At 47.7% G+C, this 22916-nt stretch carries 22 protein-coding genes; 13 read left to right on the top strand and 9 right to left on the bottom strand.

Features of this window, described 5'->3' with window-relative positions; all coding sequences use genetic code 11:
- Positions 1 to 3: 3 nt before the first annotated feature.
- The 4 genes from BUB18_RS20920 to BUB18_RS20935 all read right to left on the bottom strand — a co-directional run bounded on the left by BUB18_RS20920 (position 4) and on the right by BUB18_RS20935 (position 2798).
- Complete coding sequence (locus tag BUB18_RS20920) at positions 4 to 453, bottom strand: YybH family protein (RefSeq protein ID WP_073084840.1); 450 nt, start codon at positions 451 to 453, stop codon at positions 4 to 6.
- Positions 454 to 542: 89 nt separating this feature from the next.
- On the bottom strand, positions 543 to 1535 hold the full coding sequence (locus BUB18_RS20925) for a protein NO VEIN domain-containing protein (protein ID WP_073084842.1): 993 nt from the start codon (positions 1533 to 1535) through the stop codon (positions 543 to 545).
- A 39-nt stretch (positions 1536 to 1574) separates the two neighbouring features.
- A complete protein-coding gene (locus BUB18_RS20930; RefSeq protein ID WP_073084843.1) occupies positions 1575 to 2114 on the bottom strand; it encodes a prolyl-tRNA synthetase associated domain-containing protein in 540 nt (179 codons plus the stop codon).
- A gap of 60 nt (positions 2115 to 2174) precedes the next feature.
- Positions 2175 to 2798 carry a DUF2306 domain-containing protein gene (locus BUB18_RS20935; RefSeq protein ID WP_073084845.1) on the bottom strand — a complete coding sequence of 208 codons (624 nt, stop codon included), beginning with the start codon at positions 2796 to 2798 and terminating at the stop codon, positions 2175 to 2177.
- 112 nt (positions 2799 to 2910) lie between these two features.
- Here BUB18_RS20935 and BUB18_RS20940 point away from each other — a divergent pair, with 112 nt between their 5' ends.
- From BUB18_RS20940 to BUB18_RS20970, 7 genes are all read left to right on the top strand, one after another.
- Positions 2911 to 3267 carry a winged helix-turn-helix transcriptional regulator gene (locus BUB18_RS20940; protein WP_073084847.1) on the top strand — a complete coding sequence of 119 codons (357 nt, stop codon included), beginning with the start codon at positions 2911 to 2913 and terminating at the stop codon, positions 3265 to 3267.
- 89 nt (positions 3268 to 3356) lie between these two features.
- The gene (locus tag BUB18_RS20945; protein ID WP_073084849.1) at positions 3357 to 4031 is read left to right on the top strand and encodes a response regulator transcription factor; all 675 of its coding nucleotides are present in this window, start codon (positions 3357 to 3359) and stop codon (positions 4029 to 4031) included.
- Positions 4028 to 5071 (top strand): sensor histidine kinase, encoded by a 1044-nt coding sequence (locus BUB18_RS20950; protein WP_073084850.1) that lies wholly within the window; start codon positions 4028 to 4030, stop codon positions 5069 to 5071. Before BUB18_RS20945 ends, BUB18_RS20950 begins: the two co-directional genes overlap by 4 nt.
- A 380-nt stretch (positions 5072 to 5451) precedes the next feature.
- Positions 5452 to 6564 (top strand): DUF4856 domain-containing protein, encoded by a 1113-nt coding sequence (locus BUB18_RS20955; RefSeq protein WP_073084852.1) that lies wholly within the window; start codon positions 5452 to 5454, stop codon positions 6562 to 6564.
- A 97-nt stretch (positions 6565 to 6661) separates the two neighbouring features.
- Positions 6662 to 7738, top strand: coding sequence for an imelysin family protein (locus BUB18_RS20960; RefSeq protein ID WP_073084854.1), 1077 nt, complete (start codon positions 6662 to 6664; stop codon positions 7736 to 7738).
- Positions 7725 to 9059, top strand: a complete 1335-nt coding sequence (locus tag BUB18_RS20965; protein WP_073084856.1) for an HTTM domain-containing protein — start codon at positions 7725 to 7727, stop codon at positions 9057 to 9059. The genes BUB18_RS20960 and BUB18_RS20965 overlap by 14 nt, the downstream gene beginning before the upstream one ends.
- Before the next feature lie 5 nt (positions 9060 to 9064).
- On the top strand, positions 9065 to 11461 hold the full coding sequence (locus BUB18_RS20970) for a TonB-dependent receptor (protein WP_073085297.1): 2397 nt from the start codon (positions 9065 to 9067) through the stop codon (positions 11459 to 11461).
- A gap of 113 nt (positions 11462 to 11574) precedes the next feature.
- On the opposite strand, the gene BUB18_RS20975 is transcribed toward BUB18_RS20970, so the two are convergent.
- The 3 genes from BUB18_RS20975 to BUB18_RS20985 form a co-directional block, all read right to left on the bottom strand.
- Positions 11575 to 12747 (bottom strand): HBL/NHE enterotoxin family protein, encoded by a 1173-nt coding sequence (locus tag BUB18_RS20975; protein WP_073084858.1) that lies wholly within the window; start codon positions 12745 to 12747, stop codon positions 11575 to 11577.
- Positions 12748 to 12899: 152 nt separating this feature from the next.
- Positions 12900 to 15302 carry a TonB-dependent receptor gene (locus BUB18_RS20980; protein WP_073085299.1) on the bottom strand — a complete coding sequence of 801 codons (2403 nt, stop codon included), beginning with the start codon at positions 15300 to 15302 and terminating at the stop codon, positions 12900 to 12902.
- A gap of 58 nt (positions 15303 to 15360) precedes the next feature.
- Positions 15361 to 16035 (bottom strand): response regulator transcription factor, encoded by a 675-nt coding sequence (locus BUB18_RS20985; RefSeq protein ID WP_073084860.1) that lies wholly within the window; start codon positions 16033 to 16035, stop codon positions 15361 to 15363.
- A gap of 327 nt (positions 16036 to 16362) precedes the next feature.
- On the opposite strand from BUB18_RS20985, the gene BUB18_RS20990 reads away from it, so the two are divergent.
- The 5 genes from BUB18_RS20990 to BUB18_RS21010 all read left to right on the top strand — a co-directional run bounded on the left by BUB18_RS20990 (position 16363) and on the right by BUB18_RS21010 (position 20254).
- Positions 16363 to 17244: a lysophospholipid acyltransferase family protein gene (locus BUB18_RS20990; protein WP_073084862.1), complete on the top strand. Its 882-nt coding sequence runs from the start codon at positions 16363 to 16365 to the stop codon at positions 17242 to 17244.
- Positions 17245 to 17301: 57 nt separating this feature from the next.
- Positions 17302 to 18288 carry a fatty acid desaturase family protein gene (locus BUB18_RS20995; protein WP_073084864.1) on the top strand — a complete coding sequence of 329 codons (987 nt, stop codon included), beginning with the start codon at positions 17302 to 17304 and terminating at the stop codon, positions 18286 to 18288.
- A gap of 343 nt (positions 18289 to 18631) precedes the next feature.
- Positions 18632 to 19207: a hypothetical protein gene (locus BUB18_RS21000; RefSeq protein WP_073084866.1), complete on the top strand. Its 576-nt coding sequence runs from the start codon at positions 18632 to 18634 to the stop codon at positions 19205 to 19207.
- 5 nt (positions 19208 to 19212) lie between these two features.
- The gene (locus BUB18_RS21005) at positions 19213 to 19497 is read left to right on the top strand and encodes a winged helix-turn-helix domain-containing protein (RefSeq protein WP_073084868.1); all 285 of its coding nucleotides are present in this window, start codon (positions 19213 to 19215) and stop codon (positions 19495 to 19497) included.
- Positions 19498 to 19567: 70 nt separating this feature from the next.
- Complete coding sequence (locus tag BUB18_RS21010; protein ID WP_073084870.1) at positions 19568 to 20254, top strand: hypothetical protein; 687 nt, start codon at positions 19568 to 19570, stop codon at positions 20252 to 20254.
- A gap of 67 nt (positions 20255 to 20321) precedes the next feature.
- Here BUB18_RS21010 and BUB18_RS21015 read toward each other — a convergent pair whose 3' ends face one another.
- Positions 20322 to 20861: a YbaK/EbsC family protein gene (locus BUB18_RS21015; RefSeq protein WP_073084872.1), complete on the bottom strand. Its 540-nt coding sequence runs from the start codon at positions 20859 to 20861 to the stop codon at positions 20322 to 20324.
- A 113-nt stretch (positions 20862 to 20974) separates the two neighbouring features.
- Between BUB18_RS21015 and BUB18_RS21020 the strand changes: the two genes are divergently transcribed.
- A complete protein-coding gene (locus BUB18_RS21020; RefSeq protein ID WP_178372169.1) occupies positions 20975 to 22267 on the top strand; it encodes a flavin monoamine oxidase family protein in 1293 nt (430 codons plus the stop codon).
- Between the two features lie 51 nt (positions 22268 to 22318).
- Here BUB18_RS21020 and BUB18_RS21025 read toward each other — a convergent pair whose 3' ends face one another.
- Entirely contained in the window at positions 22319 to 22816 is a 498-nt protein-coding gene (locus BUB18_RS21025) for a transposase (protein ID WP_218588074.1), read from the bottom strand.
- Positions 22817 to 22916: the final 100 nt, after the last annotated feature.

Consider the following 22916-nt stretch of genomic DNA (forward strand, 5'->3'; position numbering starts at 1 on the left):
TGGTTATTGTTTGGGCGGGTGGTTGCTGCTAAACATATCCCGGTGCATCTTCCAGCCTGCATTGGTTTTCTTCCACACGATCACCACTTTCCCATCGTCGATTTTATGGCCCCGCAGGTCTGTCATCTCATAAAAACTCTCTTCTGTCACAAAATCTTTCGCATCTCCGTATAAATGCTGGATAGTAAACTTAACATGCACCTGAGGACCATCTTTAAAAAACTTCCCAAGGTTTTCCTTACCACAAACAGGAGCAGCCCCCGGCGGGAAAAGGCAGGCATCATCAGTATAGCAGGTAAGGATACTGCCATCATTTTGGAGGGCCAGGTCCCCGTATTTGGCATTACTGGCTTCGATAGCTGTTCTGGCCTCTTTTAAGAGCTGGTCGTCAGATTGGGCAAAGGCCATGCAGGTGGTTAACACTAAAGCGGTTAGGAACAGGATTTTTTTCATGGGTTTATTTTTAGGCAAAGGAAGGCCATCCGGGGGTAAGGAAATTGTATAAATGCGAACAAAAGGGAATTTAAACTTTCATAGAGCCATCATTTTACCAAGATGGCCCTGGCACTAATTATTGGGTTCAACTGAAGAATTAATCCTTCTGGACTGGTCCAATAATTTGTTTCTAACGAATAAGAAAAAATATTTAGTTCTGGTTTGTCCAAGGCGTTTGTTACAATACATAGTCGCGCAAACTCATTATTTGATTTAAGGTGCGCATACTCATTTGGGGTTAATTCCGCTGCAATGCTTTTACCTGATAACCCTTTCACCTCTAACGTAAGTTGTGTCTTACTGTTGGTTGCTGTTAGATCCCAGCCTAAGTTGTCTTTCTCAACGGATTTCACACTAAACCCGAGCCTTTTATAGTATTGTGTAACCGCCAATATTGCATTTTTCTCAACTTTAGCCTTCTTTAACACATCCATTTGTCGCCCCATCCCATGATCATTAATTTTTGAGGCTGCAGGTACTATTCCAGTTTCTATGTATTTCTCCACCTTTTTTACAAACTTGGATTGCTTTTCCGCAAACCAGACATTACTCTGCCCCATCCAACCTTTACCCTGCCTAGGAACTTTAAAAATTCTTTCATCTACTGAAAGTAATCGACAGTTTGCAATTTCAGCCTTCGTGAAATAACCGACAAATTCAGATTTGAACCATCTATTTGACTTGTCTGAGGCTGGCTGGCAATATCTATAGACAAATGCTTTTTTATACCAGCCAATAATATAATTTCCATGATTATTCGGATCTCTGGCAGTCCAAACAACGGTTACATTTTCTATTTTATCCTCCTCTGGGGAAGCTCCTAACTTTTCAATTCTGATTGTACTTGGATTTCCATGTGTTCTGTCAATTTTTGGTTGCACATATCCAAAGTAATTTCCACGGTATTCCTGGAAGTTGAAAAGTTCGTGTCCCCATCCAGTTTGCTCTACATGCCTTCCACCTCCTTGAATTTTATCATTTTTTAGTCCCTTATAAAAATCCATCCAGCCGGTATTAAAAAAAATTATTTTGTCTTTCATACGGGTATTATTTTATAAATGTCATCTCTTTTAGTTTTTTTACAACCTCACCAGCTGCGGCACATGCCCTGTTCCCGGTATAAACTCCTTCATCACCCATTCCATTGGCAGCTTCAGGTAGCTGGTGGTGGTACCATCGCTGCAGCCGTACCAGGTTTCCTGCAGTACGTCTTCATCGATCACCAGCTGGATCTGGTGCTCCTTATCCAGCAGCAAACCGAATACCGTGGCGGCACCTACGGCCGTACCGAGCATGGAGTTAAGTAATGCTACCGGTGCAAAGGAAACGCGGGAAACACCCAGGGCAGCGCTAAAGTCTTTCGTAACAAAAGGCTTATCGGCAGTGGTAACCGCCAGGTAAAACCGGGTTTGCTGGCGGTTACAGAGAAACAAGGTCTTCACGGTTTTCATTTGCAGCCGTTCATCAATCCTGGTGCAGTCTTCCATGGTGATGGCTGGTTCACAGTCCACCCGATCGAAGGGCACGGCTTTTTCCTTTAGCAGCGCATATACCATTTCCTGCAAGGGTGTTTTAAATTCCTGTGGTGCATTTGCTGTTGCCTCGCTTACATAAATCATAATGATGACTTCCGGTTTGCGGTCAAAGATAGCCGTTGGCACCTGAAAATCAAAAGGCTGCTACTTCTTCCATTTCACACTTCGGATAATTTCGTAGGTGTATAATGGTACGGACCAGCCCAGCCAGAATAATGGCACCGTAACGGCTTCGAAGCTGCCGAGCTGCTGAATGGCCGGTATCTTATATAAAAATCCTGAAACCAGGAAGGCTACGGTTACAATATAACTGCGGATCATCCACTCCTTATGCAACTTGAACTGCCGTTGTACTGCGGTGATCCAGGCAATGAAGCTGCTGGTGATCCATACCGACGCCCATACCTGTAAAGTGAAGGCATATGCCCAGTTGACGTGGTACGCTGATGTAAACGACAGTACCAGTGCGGATATACTGCTGGTAAGTATCGCCAGCAGGTATACATACCCGATGATGCGATGCAGCAGCCAGCTAAAATTGCGGAGCTTAGGCCAGAACTGCAGGGCGCCCGAAATCAGGGCTCCCCCACCGGAGGTAATATGTGCGATCAGAAAATAACGTTGTTTAAAATACTTGCCCAGCGCTTCTGGGGTCATTTCCAGGTAATGATCCGCCCCGTGCATAAATAACCAGGTCACAAAAAATACACCTATCCATATGATCAAAGGTAATAAGTCGCTGTACTGTAGCCGAATGTTCTTCTCCATGTTGCTGATAATTTTATGATACAAATATCCATGGAAGCGCAGGCCTGTACAATAACCGAAAAAAGATTCGGTATGCCGATATTGCTTAACTTTAACCGGAAAGCCTATCAATATGTACACAAGGAAAATAGAAGAAGACCTGGACTGCGGCCTCATCCTCGGCATGAAAGTACTGGGCGGTAAATGGAAATGCTGCATCCTCGACGCTATTCACAAAGGTTTCACCAGGCCCAGTGAAATCACCCGCAGCATCCGGGAAGCCTCCCCACGGGTAATCGAAATGCAGCTGGCGGAGCTGCTGTTCTTCGGCGTGATTGAAAAGAACCTGGAAAGTGAGCAGGAATACCCTAAACGCACAGAATACCACCTGACGCCGCTGGGCCAAACCCTGCTGCCTATCCTCTCCCAAATCGACGCCTGGGGGTTGCAACATGCGGATATCATCAAGGAACGGCTTACAGAAGTATAATTTTCAATTAAAAGCAACCAAAGTGGTGTACCATCCCGTATATCAACATAATTCAGAATTTACACAGAATTGAACCATACATTTATCGAATGAAGATTTTAATTATTGAAGATGAACCGGAGCTGGCAAAAAGCATGGGCGTATACCTGAGGGATGAAGGCTACACCTGCGACTTTGCGACCGACTACACCGAGGGACTGGAAAAGATTCATGCTTGCAATTACGACTGTATCCTGCTTGATATTATGCTGCCGGGAGGAAATGGTCTTGCCATCGTGGAGGAACTGAAGCGACTGAAAAAAAATGATGGCACCATCATCATCTCTGCTAAAAACTCCCTGGACGACCGTATTAAGGGGCTCCACCTGGGAGCGGATGATTATATCTCCAAACCATTTTATCTCTCCGAGCTCTCTGCCCGCATCTTTTCGCTGATCCGGCGCCGGCAGCTGGGTAACGTTAATATCATTGAACAAAACGAACTGAAAGTAGATATACTCGGTAAGGAGGTTACCATTCATGATAAACCGGTTGTACTTACCAAAAAGGAATTTGGGCTGTTGCTACTGCTGATGAGCAATGCCAACAGGGTACTATCCAAATCCGCACTGGCAGAACATATTTCAGGGGCCGGCGTGGTGGACTTCGACAGCTACGACCACGTGTACGCTCATATTAAAAACCTGAAAAAGAAGCTGAATGATGGCGGCTGCGGCAACTACCTGCGTACGATTTATGGAACCGGTTACAAATGGGAGATATGAGTAAACTCCTGAACTATTCTCTCCGAAAAATTATCATCTGCGCCGGCATTGTGCTGGTTCTCAGTATCCCTATCTATTACTTTGCAATCAGCCGATTGTGGCAGTACGAAATGGATGAGCACAACGTGATGCTTACCACGGAGGCCGCCCGGGAAGACAGCTTCCTGATCATTGGAGCAGTAACGCTGCTGAGCGTCGTATTCTTCACTTTCCTCCTGGGGGCGCTGATTTTAATGAACCGCATCCTTTCCAAAAAGATGTGGCAGCCGTTTTACCAGAGCCTGGCAGAAATGAAGGCTTTTAATCTCAACCAGCCGCACGACATCAGCTTTAAAAAAACCGGCATCACCGAATTTGATGATCTCAACACCAGCCTGGAAAAGCTGCTCACCGCCAACATCAACATCTACAACCAGCAAAAGGAATTTGCAGATAATGCCTCCCATGAACTGCAAACGCCACTGGCCGTGGTGCAGTCCAAACTTGACCTGCTGTCGCAAAGTGAGCATTTAAATGATGCACAGTTCCAGCTGATAGAAGAAGCGTTGTTCGCCCTGTCGCGGGTGAGCCGTATCAATAAAAATCTCCTGCTGCTGACCAAAATAGAAAACAGCCAGTTTGCAGATAAGGTACAGGTAGATATTAGTGCCGTGCTGCAAGAGTTGCTCTCCCAGTTATCTTTTTACTTTGAAGAAAAGGAACTCACCTTGCAGGTGGACATCGAACCCGGAGTAATGGTAGAAGGGAACAGGATCTTACTGGAAATCCTGCTGGGCAACCTGCTGACAAACGCCATCCGCCATAGCAGTACGCCAGGTACCGTGCAAATTACCCTGCGGGCAGCTCACATCTCCATAAAAAATTCCGGAAAAACTGCTTTGCTGGAAGAGCAGCTGTTCAAAAGGTTTGCCATTACTTCTTCTCATAGTTCCGGCTCAGGCCTTGGACTGGCGCTGATAAAACAGATCTGCATCCGGTATGGGTGGCAGGTGGGATATCAGTTCGAAGGGTCGATGCATGTTTTCAGTATTACATTTTAGGTCCCACTATTTTCTCTTTTGCAAATAAGGACTGCCTTCGTCAGCCCTTATTTGCAAAAGTCCAGCGCCATCGGCGCTGGACTTTTGCAAAAACAATAAAACACAAGCCTTAGCTGCTTACCTGCTTTGCTGCTTGGCGAGAAAAAAGGATCGCCATGGGCCGAAGGCCCACCTCACAAAAAAATTCAGAATATTTTCAGATTTTATTCCAAATAATTTCAGATTCTGATTTTTTTATGCTAATCTTGCATCATCATTCTCCCGCACACCGGGCAGATATTTTATCGTCGTGCAATTTTTCCCGATTACATAAATCGAATTCCGCTTTCGAGTAAGGCGAAGTATTTCTGTTTTGTTGCTTTGCATCAAAATCAGAAAAAATGTTACATAGAAAAATCCTGGGTACATCATTAATCCTCGGTACCTTTATACTGACTGTTGCATCCTGTAAGAAAGACGACGCCCCTGCTACTCCACCCGTTTACACCGTTCCTGATACATACAATTTCGAAAACGTTGAATATGCGGAAGCCACTGGCTCTATCTCCATGTGGGCAGGATTTACATCCTGGCTGGGTAAAGGCACCGGGCGCCAGTTGTCAGCTGATTCTGCAAACTACCTCTGGAACAATACCAACAACGCCTTCACTGCGGAAACGACCACCAACCTGCCTATCGTTACTACCGCCATTAACACATTAGGATTTGGACTGGTAACTAAAGTTTCAGATGCCGCTACCTTCAAGCAGCTCGCCGATTCCATGGTAAAAGTGAGTGCATCCTTTTCAGTAGTGGCAGCACCTGGCGTAGCCGGTAAAGTAGGCACCCGCCTCGTCAACTACTCCGGTGTGGAATTCAACCAGCTGGTAGCAAAAGGACTCATGGGCGCTATGCAGATCGCTAAAATTAATGCGCTGCTGGACCAGTGTAAAAAAGATGATAACAACACCGTGAAAGCCGGTACCGGCACTGCTATGCAGCACAGCTGGGACCTCGCCTTCGGTTATGTAGGCATTCCCAAGGATTATGATTCTGCCAAAACATATGCTAACACGGAAGTAAACAGACCACTGGCCATCGGCGGCTACTTCCGTGAAAGAGGTCGCACCATCCAGGCTGGCGGTACTATCTTCACGGCGTTCCGTAAAGGCCGCGCCGCTATTAACGCGAAAGACTACACTGGCCGTGATCAGGCTATTGCCACCATCAAAGAAACACTGGAAAAAACCCTGGCCGCTGCCGCTTATGCTTACGCTACCCTGCCACAAGGCAGCTCCGACCTGGCTGTTAAATTCCATGCCTACTCTGAGTGCTACGGCTTTGTACTGGCACTGAAATACCGCGCTGCTACCAGCAAGCTCACCGCCGCTAACTACCAGACGCTGCTCGATATCATGAAGACTAACTTCTACGAACTGTCAGCAGATGCTACCAACGCAAAACTGAAACAAATGCAGACTATACTGACCACTACATACGGTCAGCTGCAATAACGTATACGACTACACACACTATTTGAGCAGGTGCCGCCCTTACAGCCGGCACCTGCTTTTCCAATAAGCATCGCATCACACACACAACGCACACACCATGAAATCAACTAGAAACTGGCTCATCGCTGCGGCAGGCTGCCTCCTCTTCGGATGCGGTAAAGACAGCAACTCCGGTGGCAGCACCGGCAACAGCACCGACGTATTCAAGAAAAATATGCTCGTGAATTATGCTGACACCTTAATACTCCCCTCCTACAGCGACCTCCAGGCAAAACTTATCTTACTGGAAACCGCCACAGAAGCTTTCCTGGCAGCACCATCTGCCGTTACACAACAGGCACTGAAACTGCCATTTAAAAATGCCTACGTATCCTATGAAGGCATTTCCGCAGTTTACTTCGGCCCCGGCGCTTCCCAACAATTAAACAATACGTTCAATACCTTTCCTACAGCGGTTACTAAAATTGAAAGCGGCATCCAGAGCGGCAACTACAATCTCGCACTGGTAATAGCTTCTGACAGCATCCAGGGCTTCCCGGCGCTGGACTACCTCTTCTTTTCCGCTAATGCCGTTCAGCAATTCAACGGCGCCACTGCCAACAACCGCAAAAAATATGTAAAGGATATTTTCGCCCGCATGAAGCTCCTGCTCACCAACACCCAGAACCAATGGGCAGCCGGCTACCGCGATGTATTTGTATCCAACCTGCAAACCAACGTGGGCAGCTCCATCGGCAGCCTGGTAAACCAGTTTGCTTTTGAAATGGATGCCCTCAAAGGCCCACGTATCGGATGGCCTTTCGGCAAACAATCCAACGGCATCGTGTTCGCGGATAAATGCGAAGGCTACTTCTCCGCCTATACGAAAGACCTCAGCATTGCTAACCTCACCGCACTTAAAAAATATTATACCGGCGGCAATGGCAACGGCATCGATGACTACCTCATCCTGCTCGGCAAACAGCAGCTCAACAGCGATGTACTGGCACAGTTCAACCTGGCACTCAATGCACTCAATGCCATTCCGGACCCGATGTCCGCCGCCTTTACCTCCAACGCCGCTTTAGTAGAAACTGCCTACCGTGAAACACAGAAGCTGCTCACCCTCATCAAAACTGATGTAGCTTCCGCCACCGCTGTGCAGATAACTTATATGGATAATGACGGCGACTAAGATACCTTCCTGGCAACGGCCGGTGTCTATCGCTCCGCTGGTGACCTTTCGCATCGTATTCGGACTGCTGATGTTCGGCAGTTTGCTCCGCTTTGTGCTCAGGGGCTGGATCGATACGCTGTACGTCCAGCCCACCTTTCATTTCACCTATTGGGGATTTGAATGGGTACAGCCCTTTGCCGGTGCAGGCATGTATATCCTGTTCGGCATCATCCTGGTGAGCACACTGATGATCACCTTCGGCCTCCTTTACCGGCTGGCCACCATCCTCTTTTTCCTGGGATTCACGTACGTGGAGCTGATTGACGTTACCACTTACCTGAATCACTACTACTTTATCAGTCTTGTAGCCTTTATCATGATATGGCTGCCTGCCAACCGCAGATACGCTCTGGATACGCTGCTGTGGCCTGTTATAAGGAGAGATAAGGTGCCTGCATGGACTATAGGCATCCTCCGCTTTCAGCTGGCCATCGTGTATGTATATGCGGGACTGGCCAAAATCAACAGCGACTGGCTGCTCCACGCTGAGCCCATGAAAACGTGGTTACCGGCAAGGAGTCACCTGCCGCTGGTTGGTCCGCTCATGTACAAATCCTGGGTAGCCTATGTGTTTTCCTGGTTCGGCTGCCTGTACGATTGCTTTATCGTTTTCTTTTTGCTAAATCGCCGTACACGGCCATGGGCCTATGCTGTTGTGGTGGGGTTCCATATTGCTACCGCTTTATTTTTCCCGGGCATAGGCATGTTCCCGTACGTGATGATTGTGGCGACGCTGATCTTTTTCTCCGGCAATTTTCATGAGCGACTGCTTTCCTGGCTGCCGGGATATGGCGGTAACGGTACTAACGCGAAGGCCTATACTTTTTCGCATCCCCGCGCGATTCAAACGGTGGTGGTAATTTATATAGTTATACAATTATTGGTGCCGCTGCGCTTCCTGTTTTATCCGGACAACCTCTTCTGGAATGAAGAAGGCTACCGCTTTTCGTGGCGGGTAATGCTGATGGAAAAGGCCGGCACAGCGTATTTCACGGTGAAGGAAGCAGGGCACCAGCGTGCAACCAGCATTAGCAACGCCACTTACCTCACGCCCCTGCAGGAAAAAATGATGAGCACACAACCGGATATGATTCTGAAATATGCCCATTACCTGCAGCAGGATTATTTAAAAAAGGGATGGAAAAATCCGGAGGTATATGCTGAAATATATGTAGCCCTCAACGGACAACGCTCCCGCTTATTCATCGATTCAACCATCAACCTGGCGGCCCAGCCACTGAGCTGGCGCCATTATAAATGGATTCTTCCCTATAAATGATTAACATGAGAACTGGTTTTATAGCAATACTGTTACTGACAATCTTAGGCATACCGGCAGCATTTGCCCAGTACGCCCTGGAGGGAACAGTGCGCAGCGGCAATGAACCGCTGGAAGGCGCTATAGTGCGGATCATGCCTGGCAATATCACACAGGCATCCAACGAAAACGGATTTTTTCGCTTTGCCAAAATAGAGAAAGGAACGTATACACTACTCATCAGCTTTGCAGGTTATAAAACATATGAGCAGTCCCTCACGGTGCCCTATTCCACCGCTAAACTGGACATCAACCTGGAAAAAAATACGCTGGCGGAAGTAGTAATCACCAACAGCAAAGCGGAAACAGTTTCCGGCAAGCTCCGCGATGTAGTAGGCACGGCCATCTACGCGGGTAAAAAAACAGAGATCATCCAGCTGAAAAATCTGAATGCCAACCTGGCGGCCAACAATACCCGCCAAATTTACGCACGCATACCCGGACTCAATATCTGGGAGTACGACAACGGCGGGCTGCAGCTGGGCATAGGCGGGCGCGGACTCAGTCCTAACCGCTCCTCTAACTTCAACATCCGCCAGGATGGCTACGATATCAGCGCGGATGCGCTGGGCTATCCGGAAAGCTACTACACGCCTTCCTCCGAAGCACTGGACCATATAGAAATTATCCGAGGCGCTGCCAGTTTGCAATACGGTCCGCAATTCGGCGGCCTGATCAACTTCGTGATGAAGGAGGGCCCGGCAGATAAGCCTTTTGAGCTGGTTACGCGCCAAACAGGCGGCTCCTTCGGTTTCTTCAATTCATTTAATAGTGTAGGCGGCACCGTAGCCAAGGGTAAACTTAACTACTATACGTTTTACCAGTTTAAAAGAAGCGACAGCTGGCGCCCCAACAGTCACTTCGACCAGCATAATGCCTATATACACCTGGCATATCAACTGACGCCCAGGTTCAGAATTACCGGAGAATACACTTTCATGAACTACCTGGCCCAGCAGCCGGGAGGCTTAACGGATGAGCAATTCAACGAAGACCCTTCCATCTCCGTAAGGGAAAGAAACTGGTTTAAGGTAAACTGGAACCTGGTTAACCTGAGCCTGGACTATAAATTTTCATCCCGCTCACAGCTGAACTGGCGCAACTTTACCTTACAGGGCGGCCGCGAAGCAATCGGTATCCTTTCCTATATCAACCGCCCGGACATCGGTGGGCCGCGGGATTTCATGAAAGACCGCTACAATAACTTCGGTTCTGAACTGCGCTTCATTCACCGCTATCCGTTGCTGGGCAGCACCAGCAGCACTTTTCTTGTGGGCGGCCGCTACTATAAAGGCCTTACCAACAGGAGTCAGGGCGATGGCAACGATGGCAGCAAAGCTGATTTCGAGTTCAATACGCCGGAGCCTGACAAATCCAGCTACCGCTTTCCGGGAGTGAATGTGGCGGCCTTTGTGGAAAATATTTTCCAGCTCAACAGCCACTGGAGCGTAACGCCGGGAATCCGCTTCGAGCATATCAATACCAGGGCCGACGGGTACTACTATAAACAAAACATATTTATCGATAACGAAAAGATTGAAGAACAAAAAGAAAATCCACGTTCTTTTACCCTCCTGGGCATCGGGACTTCCTGGAAATTCGATAACGGTACGGAGCTGTACGGTAACATCTCCCAAAACTACCGGTCCATCAACTTCAATGATATCCGGGTGGTGAACAACAATGCCCGCGTAGATCCCAACCTCCATGACGAAACTGGTTACAATATCGACCTGGGCTACCGTGGGTCATTTAAAGGTTGGTTGTATGTAGATGTCAGTGCTTTTTATCTGAAGTACAACGACAGGATCGGATCTATCTTCACGAAAGACTCCAATTTCATGACCTACCGGTTACGCACCAACGTAGCTGATAGTCGCAACCTCGGACTGGAAATGCTGGTGGAAGGAGATGTGCTGAAAGCCGTTACACAGGCGCGATCTAAATATAAACTCAACGTATATACGAACCTGTCGCTGATCGACGCCCGCTATATTGCCACTAAAAACACTGCCTTTGCCGACAAGCTGGTGGAAAACGTGCCACCTGTGTTGTTCCGCACCGGTGTTAGTTTTGGCAATCCTCGGTTTAATGTAAGCTGGCAATATTCTTACCAGGGAAAACAATATTCAGATGCTACCAATACGGAGATCACCCCTACCGCTGTAGATGGCGCCATCTATGCATTTCATGTGATGGACCTGAGTGCAAGCTATAACTGGCGCGGGGTTACACTGTATTCCGGCATTAATAACCTGGCAGATGCGAAGTATTTCACGAGGAGAGCGGATGGTTATCCGGGGCCGGGTATCCTGCCGGCAGACAAACGCAATTTTTACTTTACTGTTCAATACAAACTTTAGTGTGTAATTGTTTGTAGCCCCAAAGTGTGTGATGCAGAGGGTGTCTCAAATTACATTTGAGATACCCTCTTTTTTAATAGGAATTCAAAGACTCGTCTGGAGCTTCAGTACCGTCAGGCAACTGCCTGAGAACTCGGGATGGCAGTCACCTGACCATTGTCGGCTGCAGGGTTTTGCGTGCCATAATGATGCCAGGTTCCTGATGAATCCTGCCAGGAGTAATTGATATTGGCAAGACTGGTGGCGAAGGTGATAACGTCGGTCCAATTAGCTTCCGCCGCTTGAAAATCGGAGAGTGCCTGTTTAAACTGCTCGCTGGTGATATCATTATTCACATCATCTAATTCGGCAGCTACTGCGCCGATAGCCGCATCCAGCTGCGACCACATACCCGAAATTGTGGAAAGTGCCTGCACTGCCTGAACGCTCGCAGCCTGCAGGGCATTGATCTGTCCGCTGACACCCTGTAGCTGTATGATATCCTGGTTAATTCCGCTTACCTGACCCTGGAGGGAATTAATAGAGTTCTGCAGATCCTGTACCTCTTTGGAAAATACAACCGTTCCAGCAATTGAGGCGCCCAGGCCGGCAATTCCAAAGATGATAATACCTACGCCGATTCCCTGTGCGCCTGGAACCATACAAACCACCAGACCGATAAGACCAACAAAAATGGACGCAGCCAATCCGATTTCGGATACGGTCAGGAGCTGTTGTGCGTTGGCAACATCATTGTTCAAACGAATAATCTGGCTATTAAGGCTTTGAATCGTTGTTTTATCGGCACCAGCCATGCTTAAAGCCTGCTGCGCCAGTTGTTGAAGTGTCTGCCCGGCAGTTTGCGTATCGGTAGTGAATGCTGTGAGATTTGATTGTATATCTGTCACAAAGTTTAATTCAGCCTGAATCGTTTGCTGCATGTTAGTCAAGGTGGCTACTAGTCCATTCCTGGCGGCTACATTTCCAGGGTCATTGATGAGAATGTTCAGATAACCGGTAACTAAAGTTTCCTCCAAATTAAACAAGCTTCCCGCATAATTGATAATATGGGCAGGCAAGGTAGTTATGGATGGAAAAATGGTTTCCGACCAATTGATGGCGGAAGATTTCACCGGATTAAATGCTGAAATGAAATCCGCATAATTCGTCGGTGGCGCATTCAACGTCGGCAACTGCTGGTTTTCAACGGCATAGGTATAGCTGTTTACAACTATCAATGCATTTGCATAATCAGTGAGTTGCTGCGGAGTTGGTTGCAAAGCAACCAGGCGTGCTGAATTTTTCATTTTAATTCAATTTGGGTGAATGAAAGGATTTCACACAAATTCCGAATTAAGTCTGCTCAAGAACAGGCCGAAAAAGGCTTTTCAGCAAAGTGGTTTTTCACCTGGGGCGGGCGACACCGCAATGGTAACCTGACCAACATCCATAAGTTTATTTAAAATTTATAGCTGTACCCTACTCTGAATACCTGTGTTTCATAATAATCATTACTTACATAGCGAAAACCATTGCCGGTTACTTCTTTCTTGGAGCGGAGGGTATTAGCGAGGTCCGTTACGTTGGCAAAAACTTCTCCCCTTCCTTGCTGAATTCCTTTTTTAAGACCTGCATCAATTGAGAAGCGGGAAAAAGTTTTGCCCTGCGGAATCAGGTCAGGCGCCTGGTAAATGGCGGTGAGCTGACCTTCCAGGCTATGCGCGAAATGAAAAGCCCCGTTCACTTTCAGGTTGCCTGAAAAAATAGATTCCCTGGCTGCGCTGAAAGTATTTTCTACAGGGTACAGGTTCACTACCGTAAACGCATTCACGATATGCTGATAACCGTTGAGGTTCACACCCAGTGTAGCCCATGGCGTTAGTTTGTGCGACAACAGCATTTCCACGCCGGTACTGTAGCTTTTGCCGGCATTCTGAAAAATGTTGTAGATCAGCGTGCTGCCGGGCACAGTGCTGGCTATACGGGTAATGGTGGCATCCATGCGTTTATGGTACAGGGAAGAAGTGAGAAATCCGCTGTTCCAGTCAGTTTTATAGGCCAGCTCGAAAGTATTGGTATACTGCGGGCGCAGGCCAGGGTTGCCGACTTTAATAATTTCTGCATCATCATATTTCGGGAAGATGCGGATGTCGCCTTCGTTGGGGCGGTCGACCCGGCGGTTGTAGAACAGGGAGAATTTATTATAATCGTTGACCTTATAGGCCAGTCGCAGATTCGGGAATGGCTGCGTGTATTCGTAGCCGTTACTCCTGTACGTAGGATGGTTAGGATTCACCTGGTAATCAATTTTCACATATTCTACCCGCAGGCCTGCTTCTACTTCCAGGTGTTCTTTTTCCAGGATATAGTTACCGTATATGGCTGGAATGATTTCGTGGTAATCGGCCCATCCGCCGGCGTTTACGTCCAGCGGCGAATTTTCGCCCGGCTTAAACTGCATATTCACTGGGATGGTGCGATTGCGGAATTTCACACCAGTTTCAAAACGGCCATAGTGCAATGGCTGGATGTAGTCGAGGTTAAAATCCGCCACGTGCTCATCGGAAAGGAGTTTGAAGGAGTCCAGACCAATATAGGCGGGCATAAAGTTGGTGAAGAAATACTTTTCATCTTCCCTATGGAAAGTATAGTTGAAAGCAGCATTCAGCACGCGGCCCGGCTCTGCAAAGCGGTGCTGCCAGGAGGCGGAGGCGGTGAAGGTAGTCTTCATTTCATCTTCCAGGAACTGCCATAGGCGTTGGCGTTGGGAGAGGTCTTTATTAAAAAACGGTTCATCGCCCCGGTCAAGGATGTGTTCACGGCTGAATAATCCTGATACTGAGAAATTATCCTTGCTGCTGAGGTTCCAGTCTGCACCGGCTTTCAGCGTACCTACGTTGGTAGTGCGGTTACGTTTGGTTTGTTGCTTCACTACCGTGCCATCCTCATAAAACCTGTCTGCAAACTCATTCTTATTCAGGGTTTGGTTATACAGGTAATCACCTTGCAGGAAGAAATTCACTTTCCCTTTGAGGTAATTGAGGCCGAGCGAAGGGTTTAGCTTCGGCGTGCGCTGGTATTGGGGGCGGATGCCGGGATAGTTATGCTGTTTGATCCAGAGGGCACCGAGGCCGGTGGTGAGGCCCGCTTTGCCATTGAAGCCTTCTTTCTTTTCTTTTTTATAGATGATGTTGACGATACCGGCGTTGCCGTTGGCATCGTATCGGGCAGAAGGGTTATTGATAATTTCGATTCGGTCGATAGCGGAGGCGGGGATGTTATCCAGGCTGCTTTGTGCGCCGAAGCCGGTGAGTGCCGTCTGCTGGCCATCGATCAGCACCATTACCTGCTCGCTGCCGCGGATTTGCAGCTTACCGTCGGAGGTAACCGTCACACCAGGCAGGTTTTTCATGGCTGCCAGCACGGAGCCGCCGGTCTGACTAACGTTATCGGCTATACTAAAAGTTTTCTTATCCATTTTGGGAGACACTACCGCTTCTTTCCCGGCAACCGTAATTTCATGCAAGGTTTTCGCGGCACTCGTTAGTTCTATGGCTCCGACGTCCAGGAAATTATTGAGCTCCCCCACCCTTACCGGCAGGTAGCGGGGCTGGTAGCCTATGTAAGTAGCCAGCAGCAGGTAGCTGCCTTGTTTGATGTTGTGGAGTTGGAATCGCCCTTGTTCTTCCGTGATAGTACCCTTAATGGGAGTGGTATCGTTAACGGTGCGGAGTGAGATATTTACAAAGGGCATGGGTGCCCTGGTGGCTGCATCTTTGATTATGCCGGATACTGTTACCTGCTGCGCCGTGGCGGTGATGGCACCGGTGAGCAGTAACAGGAAAAGGAAAATTCGTTGCATCAATTGATTCTTTCCTGCATAGGTACCATGCAAATCAGTCGAAATTCTTAAGCGGGCCTTACATTTCCCATTTATAACCGGTGCCGTACATGGTTTTGAGATAGTTATCGCAGCCTGCCTCTGTGAGCTTACGTTTCAGGTTTTTGATATGTACGTAGATGTAATTGAAATTATCCAGCGCGTCCGCCATATCTCCCGATAAATGTTCGGCCAGCGCATTTTTGGAGATAACTTTATTTTTATTGCTGATGAAATATAGCAGCAGGTCGTATTCCCTGCGGGTGAGTGGAACCAGCTGATCGGCAACGGTAACCGACTTCCCTTGCAGGTTGATGCGTACGTCATCGAAATGAATAACATCATCATTGCCGAAATTTCGGCGGCGGATAAGGGAGTAAATCCTGGCGGCCAGCTCGGAGAGGTGGAATGGCTTGGCCAGATAGTCATCAGCACCGAGGCGCAGGCCGGTGATCTTGTCATCTACGGAATCCCGGGCAGAGATGATGATAACCCCACTTTGCTTATTCTGGGCTTTGATTTCTTCCAGTACTTTGAGTCCGTCTCCACCGGCCAGCATGAGGTCCAGCAGGATACAGTCATATTCGTAAAGATCCACTTTTTCGTAGGCCTCCTCCATGTTCACTGCAAATTCGCAGAGGTATTGCTCATCTGTGAGGTAAGTGCTGATGCTCTGCGCCAGTGACCGCTCATCTTCAATTATTAAAATCTTCATATACAACCGGCTAAAAGGCTAAGGTAGTAAGTCATTCTGAATAAAATCTGTACCTGAAAAGGGCGGATGGGGGAACTTTTAACATTTCTTTTATAGAGAAAATAGGGGTATCCGTCGATTGGCGTGTCGTATAGGGTATATGCCTGAAAGCAGGGCCCAATCCTGTACCGACGGCTATTTAACATTTAAATGGAAAGATATGATGCTACGCAAACGCCGACGGCATAACACTTTCGTTATGCTTAAAGATTATGAAAAGTGCCATGATACCCATATATTTACTACTTCTGCTTCCTTACCGGAGCAGTTTACTAAACCTTTGCTAACTTGTCAACTGTTATTTATTATTGTCTGCAACCTGTAATTTACGGGCTTGCCTTATTGCCTTTCCGTCTGTTATACTTGTTATCTGATGTGATGTTTCTGCTGTTGTACTACGTTCTTTCTTACCGGAAAAAGGTGGTAATGACTAACCTGCGGGCATCTTTTCCTGACAAATCTGAAGCGGAACTACAAAGAATCGGTAAAGATTTTTATCGCTACCTCTGTGATATGTTCCTGGAAACATTTAAGACGCTTACTATCAGCAGAGAAGAGATGGTAAAGCGTTGCAGTTTTACGCCCGAAACGGTAGAACTGTTTAACAAGCTGGCGGCCAACAACAAAAGCGCAGTGCTGGTGATGGGCCACAAGGGCAACTGGGAATGGGCCGGCAATACATTCAGTATTTTATGTAAGCAACAATTATATGTTATTTACCATCCATTGGGCAATAAGCGCTTCAACGACCTGATGATCCACATGCGTACCCGTTTTGGCACCAGGCTGATTGCCATGCAGGATACTTTCCGCGAAATGGTAAAAAACAGGCATGAAGTAAATGCGACGGCATTTATTGCGGATCAGTCGCCACAGCCTTCTACGGCACAATGGGTACCATTTTTGCACCAGGACACACCTGTATTCAAAGGCACCGAAAAGATTGCACAAAAAATGAATTCGCCGGTAGTGTATGTATCGGTGAACAGGGTAAAAAGAGGATATTATACTGTAGTGGCAACGATGTTGGTAGAAGACCCTTCTGCGGCAGCAGAGGGTGATATCACGGTATTGCACACACGAAAACTGGAAAAAGACATTATCGAAGAGCCTGCAACCTGGCTGTGGTCGCACCGACGCTGGAAGCACAAAAGACCACAGGCAGCTTAACACTGATTCAACTGACGCAGCAGTACTGCGTAACCACATCATACAAACCAAAGACCTATGCGCGAAGGAAAAGACCTTATCCTGGCAACGAAACCTTTTGCCAGTGAAGTAAGGTCCAGCAGTTGGTTCCACTTATGGACCACGCTGGCATTACTGGCGGGTGCACTTACCTGTACCCTTTTACTGCCTTATTTTGTTCTCCGGTTAGCTGCCAGCATCCTGGCCGGACTACTCATTGTACGGATGTTTGTGATTTATCATGATCACCAGCATCACACCATCCTGCAACATTCTCCTATTGCCAATGCGGTGATGACTGTATTTGGGCTTTACATCCTCGCACCGGCGAGCATTTGGAAACGTTCACACGATTACCACCATAAAAATAATTCCAAGCTTTTCAGCGCCAGCATTGGCTCCTATCCCATTGCCACGCGCCATAAGTTCGAGCAGATGAATGTCAGGGAAAAAAGGGCGTACCTCTTCACCCGGCATCCATTAACGATTTTGTCAGGTTACCTGTCCATGTTCCTGATTGGCATGTGTGTGCAGTCGTTCCTGAGCAGCCCGCGCAAGCATATGGACAGTCTGCTTGCCATCATCTTACATGTGAGTGGTAGTGTAGCCATTTTCTACTTCCTGGGCTGGGAAGCCTGGCTACTGTTCGTATTCCTGCCGTTCTCCATTGCCTGTGGCATTGGCGCTTACCTGTTTTATGCACAGCATAATTTCCCGGGTGTAACCTTCAAGGAAAATGAGGACTGGTGCTATCATGATGCTGCGTTGTTATCCAGCAGCTACATGGTGATGTCGCCGCTGATGAACTGGTTTACCGGCAACATCGGCTATCATCATATTCATCACCTGAATGCGAAAATTCCATTTTACCGGTTGCCGGAAGTAATGGCAAAGATTCCTGAGTTACAGCGGGCTAAAACCACCAGCTGGCGGTTGAAAGATGTGATGGCCTGTTGCAGGCTGAAGATCTGGGATTCCAAACTGCAGCGGATGATTTCGTTGCGGGAAGCAGCGATGCGTGCTTAACGGATTAAGCTATACGAAAAGAGGACCATCTTAAGAATCGATTAAACGACTGCCTGGCTCCACCAGGCACCCGAATAAAACGAGGCTGTATCATAACGATTTGATACAGCCTCGTTTTATTTATTCTATATAAGGTAGCTAATGCTACCTTAATATCTCTAACGCTTGTTCATTCATTTTTTTTCGAGAGATATAAAACCGGCTTTTATGGAATTGCGCGGCAGCTGCCAGCGTGCTCCAGGCCGTGGTGGCAGCTTAACACCTGCACTGCCGGGATAAAAAATAATTTAGTTTATATCGTAAACTACATTTACATTTGTAAGTAAACGCTAAAAGCTATTTCATGGAAGCGAATGAAATGAGGCTGGACCCGGAGCAGAGTCTCCGGTTGATCACGGCCACCATAGCCAAAACCAGGGATAACATACGGGCAATGAGCGATTGCTTTTTACTGTGGGGCTGGCTGATTGCCGGGGCGAGTTTCGCCTTTTACGGGTTACATGCGTTTACGGATACTACCCTCTATTTTTTACCGTTTCCCCTGGTGGTACTTGCCGGCGGTATCTGGACGATCCGTTTTTTCCGGCGGATGAAGGCGGGCACTGAAACCTGGTTAAACTGGTTTCTGAAGCAGCTGTGGGCTACTATTGGTGTCTGCTTTTTGTTAGTGGTAGCCATGAGTGTGGTGAAACACCAGCTACCGTTTACGTATACACTATTATTGGGGGGACTGGGAACGCTGGTATCAGGATTGGTGATGCGATTCAGGCCGTTAATTGGCGGAGGAATATTATTTTTGCTGCTGGCTTGCTGCAGTGTGGTGGTTAGCGATGCCATAAAACCTCTGTTGCAGGGTGTTGCCGTAATGGGTGGCTACCTCATACCAGGTTATTTACTGAAATATTCAAAAACAGCATAACGGCGATGTATAATGGTTTAGATCCTGTATTAAATACCCCGGTACGACTGGCAATTGTGTCGGTACTGGTAAAAATTAAGCAGGCGGATTTCAATTACCTGATGGAGGTTACCCAAACAACGCAGGGTAACCTGAGTCAGCAGATTAAAAAGCTGAGTGAGGCCAGGTACATTGAAGTGATCAAAACCTTTAAGGGCAACTACCCGCAAACCATTTGCAAATTGACGGACACGGGAAAAAAAGCGTTTGAAAAATATGTAGCGGATATAAAAATCTACCTGCATTTGTAGCGCGATTTTTTTTGTCCATTTGGTTTATAATGTAAACTAAATTAATATACTAATTCTTAAAATCCATTTTATGTCGGTATCTTCTATTCATTCGCCGTATAGCCGGCACCGTGGTCCCCATCCCGGCATCCTGGCAGTAGTCCATGTATCGTTGTTTGTGGCCAGTTTGGTCATCCTGGGCATACTAACCAAAGGCATGGGGTTTCCTAATCCATTTGTACCGCTGGCGGATGCGCAGCACCGGCTGCAAAGCTTTGCGGATGCCACCCGGATCAATGCAGTATTACAATTTGGTGCGGCCATTCCGCTGGGATTGTTTACCGCAGCGGTAACCAGCAGGTTGAACTTCCTAGGGGTAAATGTAACGGGAGTGAATATTGCATTTTTTGGCGGCCTGTCGGCCTCCCTGTTTATGGCGCTTTCCGGCCTGTGCACCTGGGTATTGACCCAGCCTGGCGTAGCGGATAATTTGTCGGCCATGCACGCGATGCAGTTATTTGGTTTTGCCACGGGTGGTGTGGCGCACGTAGTAGCATTAGGCTTACTAATGGCGGGCATTGCTGTTCCAGGTTTACTGGGAGGCTATACGCCCAAATGGGTAGCCTGGCTGGGACTAATACTGGCCGGGATCGCAGAGCTTTCTACGCTGAGCCTATTTTTTCCTGCACTAATGATCCTGTTGCCGGTAGTGCGTTTCGGGTCCTATGTATGGTTGATTGCTACAGGGTTTACAATCGCCAGGAGTAAAACGAAGTGAGTTGGCTGGAACCGGCGGTGGTAGGGATACTGCCGCCGGTAATGGCGGGCGAAAATTGTTTCATCATTCAAAAATTAACATACATCGGATCATGCCCAACCGCCGGTATAAACTCCCCCGTTAGCCACTCCGTCCGCAGTTTAAGAAAGTTCGTTCCGCTCCCGTCTGTACAGCCGAAATACTCCTCCTGCAGCACTTCCCTGTCAATCACCAGTTGTGCATGTTTTTCTGTATCCAATAGTAAGCTCAGCACGGTGGCACCGGCAGTATCCGTACCCAGCAAGGATTGCAGCAGTTTAACCGGTGCAAAACCTACGTGTGAAATGCGGAGTTCCGCGCTCAGGTCCTCCGGCGTAAAGGGCTTATCCTGTGGTGTTATCACCAGGTAAAAATCGTTCTGCTGGCGGTCGCACAAAAAAAGCGTTTGTACCATCATCACCTGTAGTTGCACTGCTACCTGCAGCAATTCAGCTGGTCCGGGGCTGGCATTAGTTTCCACGCGCTGGTATTCCACCGCATTTTCGCGGAGCATTTTATATACCAGTTTTTGAAGCGGTACATCGAAGGTGTTGGGCCGGTTTGTTTTGACCTCACTAACAAAAAACATACTTATGGACAGTTAAAACGAGGCTAAAGATACTATTACTTCTCTAAGAAATTATGCGCAACTGCACTCCTGCGTGGCACATTATCAGTAACTTTCCTGTATCAACGGAAAACATGAAACAAGCTGATATAATAGTAATTGGCGCTGGCGCCGCAGGACTGATGGCAGCCAGCCGACTTACCCGGGCTGGCAAAAAAGTAATTGTATTGGAGGCCCGGGAGCGTACCGGTGGCCGCATTCATACGATTCAGCATGAACACGGACTGTCGTTTGCTGAATTGGGAGCGGAGTTTATTCATGGCGAACTGCCCGTTACACTCGACCTGCTAAGGGAAGCCGGTATTTCGTATAATGATACCCGTTTTGAAATGTTTCATCATCATAACGGACAAATACAACAAGGCGATGAACCCATTACCGGGTGGGATGAATTAATGGAAAAAATGAACCAGCTGGAACAGGATTTGCCGCTGGAAGCATTCCTCGATCAACATTTCTCCGGTCCGGAATATACAGCCATGCGCAAGGAAATTACTGCCTTTGTAAACGGATACGACACCGCCTCACTCAGCGAGGTCAGTACTTTTGCTATCCGCAGCGAATGGGAACATGAGGACGATGAAGCACAACATCGGGTATCGGCAGGCTATCGCGCTATGATTCAATACCTGCAGGATATTTGTACAAAGGGAGGTAGCGAGATACTATTGCAGCAGGTGGTACAGCGCATCGAATGGACCAATGGAAGCGTAACTGTATACACACAAAGCAACAGTGTTTACCAGGCGGTAAAAGTGGTGGTGGCGCTACCACTGGGCGTGTTGCAGCAAGCAAACGGCGTTACTTTTGAACCAGCGCTGCAGCAGCATACAGCCGCATTGCACGACATAGGCTTTGGCGCCATCATCAAAATCCTCCTGGAATTCACCACCCCTTTCTGGATGAACGATGCCGCATTCGGCAATCCTGCGTTGAGTGCCAGTACCACCAGGCTGGTGGTTTCCGGCGAAACGGTTCCAACCTACTGGACGCAGACGGAACCCGGCAGCACGTTACTCACCGGTTGGCTGGGAGGCCCGCCGGCATGGGAAATGCGGGAGTGGTCGGCCGATGAAATATTGCATGCCACCCTAACATCTCTGCATCGCATCTACCAGGTTCCACTTAAAACATTGCAATCTCAGCTAAGCGGCTGGCAGGTAGTTAACTGGACGGCCGATCCGTATACACGCGGGTCATATGCGTATGATAAAGTGCCGAGCAGTGCTGCAAGAAAAATATTATCACAGCCGATACAGGATACCGTCTATTTTGCGGGGGAGTATTTGTATGAAGGGCCTGCTATGGGAACTGTGGAAGCAGCGCTGACAAGCGGGAAGTCGGTGGCCTCCATCATAACAACGTAGAGACGTGCGCAGCCCGTCTATCAAACGTGGGCAGAGGGGCGCAGCCCCTCTCTACCTAAGCCGTAAATTAAGCACCCGTATAAACAACGGGATAAGCCCAATTGATACCACCACAAAAATAGCCACCCGGACATAATTCAGCGTTTGCCACAACGATACCCGCTCTGCCAGGTTACTTACCACCGCCTGGGCTGCTGCAATCTTTTGAAAATTTATGATATTGGGCGCAAAGAACACTAATGTCCACACCCGTACGGCGAAGTGAACCGCAAACAATACCAGCAGCCAGTTCCTTGCAAAATCTATCTTCCAGCAAAAAATGATGGCTAATAAAAATGTAACTTCATGTACGGAATGCAACACAATCCAGAAATTTTTTAAGCTCGCTCCTCTCCCGTCTAATAGCAATTTAAAATTCTCCGGCGGTACCGCCGTCCATTTTGGTACAAACACCAGCGTTTCAAAAATCTGCGCACCGTTCATGAGAAAATAAATTACGGTGGTAATGAACAGCCACACCTCAGCTCGGGTTAAATAACTTGATGTCATATGTTTAATTATATCGGTTTAGTTATATTCAACTTCACAAAACAACTATTTCGACATAAAATTAAGAAAATACAGTAATAAACAAAGTTATTCGTCTTAA

Origin of the sequence: Chitinophaga jiangningensis (genome assembly GCF_900142605.1) — a bacterium.
In the GTDB taxonomy this organism is placed as follows: Bacteria; Bacteroidota; Bacteroidia; order Chitinophagales; family Chitinophagaceae; genus Chitinophaga; species Chitinophaga jiangningensis.

Bases quoted from the DNA above. Each gene is read 5' to 3' on its own strand.
- BUB18_RS20920 (WP_073084840.1), bottom strand. From the start codon at position 453: ATGAAAAAAATCCTGTTCCTAACCGCTTTAGTGTTAACCACCTGCATG.
- BUB18_RS20925 (WP_073084842.1), bottom strand. From the start codon at position 1,535: ATGAAAGACAAAATAATTTTTTTTAATACCGGCTGGATGGATTTTTAT.
- BUB18_RS20930 (WP_073084843.1), bottom strand. From the start codon at position 2,114: ATGATTTATGTAAGCGAGGCAACAGCAAATGCACCACAGGAATTTAAA.
- BUB18_RS20935 (WP_073084845.1), bottom strand. From the start codon at position 2,798: ATGGAGAAGAACATTCGGCTACAGTACAGCGACTTATTACCTTTGATC.
- BUB18_RS20940 (WP_073084847.1), top strand. From the start codon at position 2,911: ATGTACACAAGGAAAATAGAAGAAGACCTGGACTGCGGCCTCATCCTC.
- BUB18_RS20945 (WP_073084849.1), top strand. From the start codon at position 3,357: ATGAAGATTTTAATTATTGAAGATGAACCGGAGCTGGCAAAAAGCATG.
- BUB18_RS20950 (WP_073084850.1), top strand. From the start codon at position 4,028: ATGAGTAAACTCCTGAACTATTCTCTCCGAAAAATTATCATCTGCGCC.
- BUB18_RS20955 (WP_073084852.1), top strand. From the start codon at position 5,452: ATGTTACATAGAAAAATCCTGGGTACATCATTAATCCTCGGTACCTTT.
- BUB18_RS20960 (WP_073084854.1), top strand. From the start codon at position 6,662: ATGAAATCAACTAGAAACTGGCTCATCGCTGCGGCAGGCTGCCTCCTC.
- BUB18_RS20965 (WP_073084856.1), top strand. From the start codon at position 7,725: ATGACGGCGACTAAGATACCTTCCTGGCAACGGCCGGTGTCTATCGCT.
- BUB18_RS20970 (WP_073085297.1), top strand. From the start codon at position 9,065: ATGAGAACTGGTTTTATAGCAATACTGTTACTGACAATCTTAGGCATA.
- BUB18_RS20975 (WP_073084858.1), bottom strand. From the start codon at position 12,747: ATGAAAAATTCAGCACGCCTGGTTGCTTTGCAACCAACTCCGCAGCAA.
- BUB18_RS20980 (WP_073085299.1), bottom strand. From the start codon at position 15,302: ATGCAACGAATTTTCCTTTTCCTGTTACTGCTCACCGGTGCCATCACC.
- BUB18_RS20985 (WP_073084860.1), bottom strand. From the start codon at position 16,035: ATGAAGATTTTAATAATTGAAGATGAGCGGTCACTGGCGCAGAGCATC.
- BUB18_RS20995 (WP_073084864.1), top strand. From the start codon at position 17,302: ATGCGCGAAGGAAAAGACCTTATCCTGGCAACGAAACCTTTTGCCAGT.
- BUB18_RS21000 (WP_073084866.1), top strand. From the start codon at position 18,632: ATGGAAGCGAATGAAATGAGGCTGGACCCGGAGCAGAGTCTCCGGTTG.
- BUB18_RS21005 (WP_073084868.1), top strand. From the start codon at position 19,213: ATGTATAATGGTTTAGATCCTGTATTAAATACCCCGGTACGACTGGCA.
- BUB18_RS21010 (WP_073084870.1), top strand. From the start codon at position 19,568: ATGTCGGTATCTTCTATTCATTCGCCGTATAGCCGGCACCGTGGTCCC.
- BUB18_RS21015 (WP_073084872.1), bottom strand. From the start codon at position 20,861: ATGTTTTTTGTTAGTGAGGTCAAAACAAACCGGCCCAACACCTTCGAT.
- BUB18_RS21020 (WP_178372169.1), top strand. From the start codon at position 20,975: ATGAAACAAGCTGATATAATAGTAATTGGCGCTGGCGCCGCAGGACTG.
- BUB18_RS21025 (WP_218588074.1), bottom strand. From the start codon at position 22,816: ATGACATCAAGTTATTTAACCCGAGCTGAGGTGTGGCTGTTCATTACC.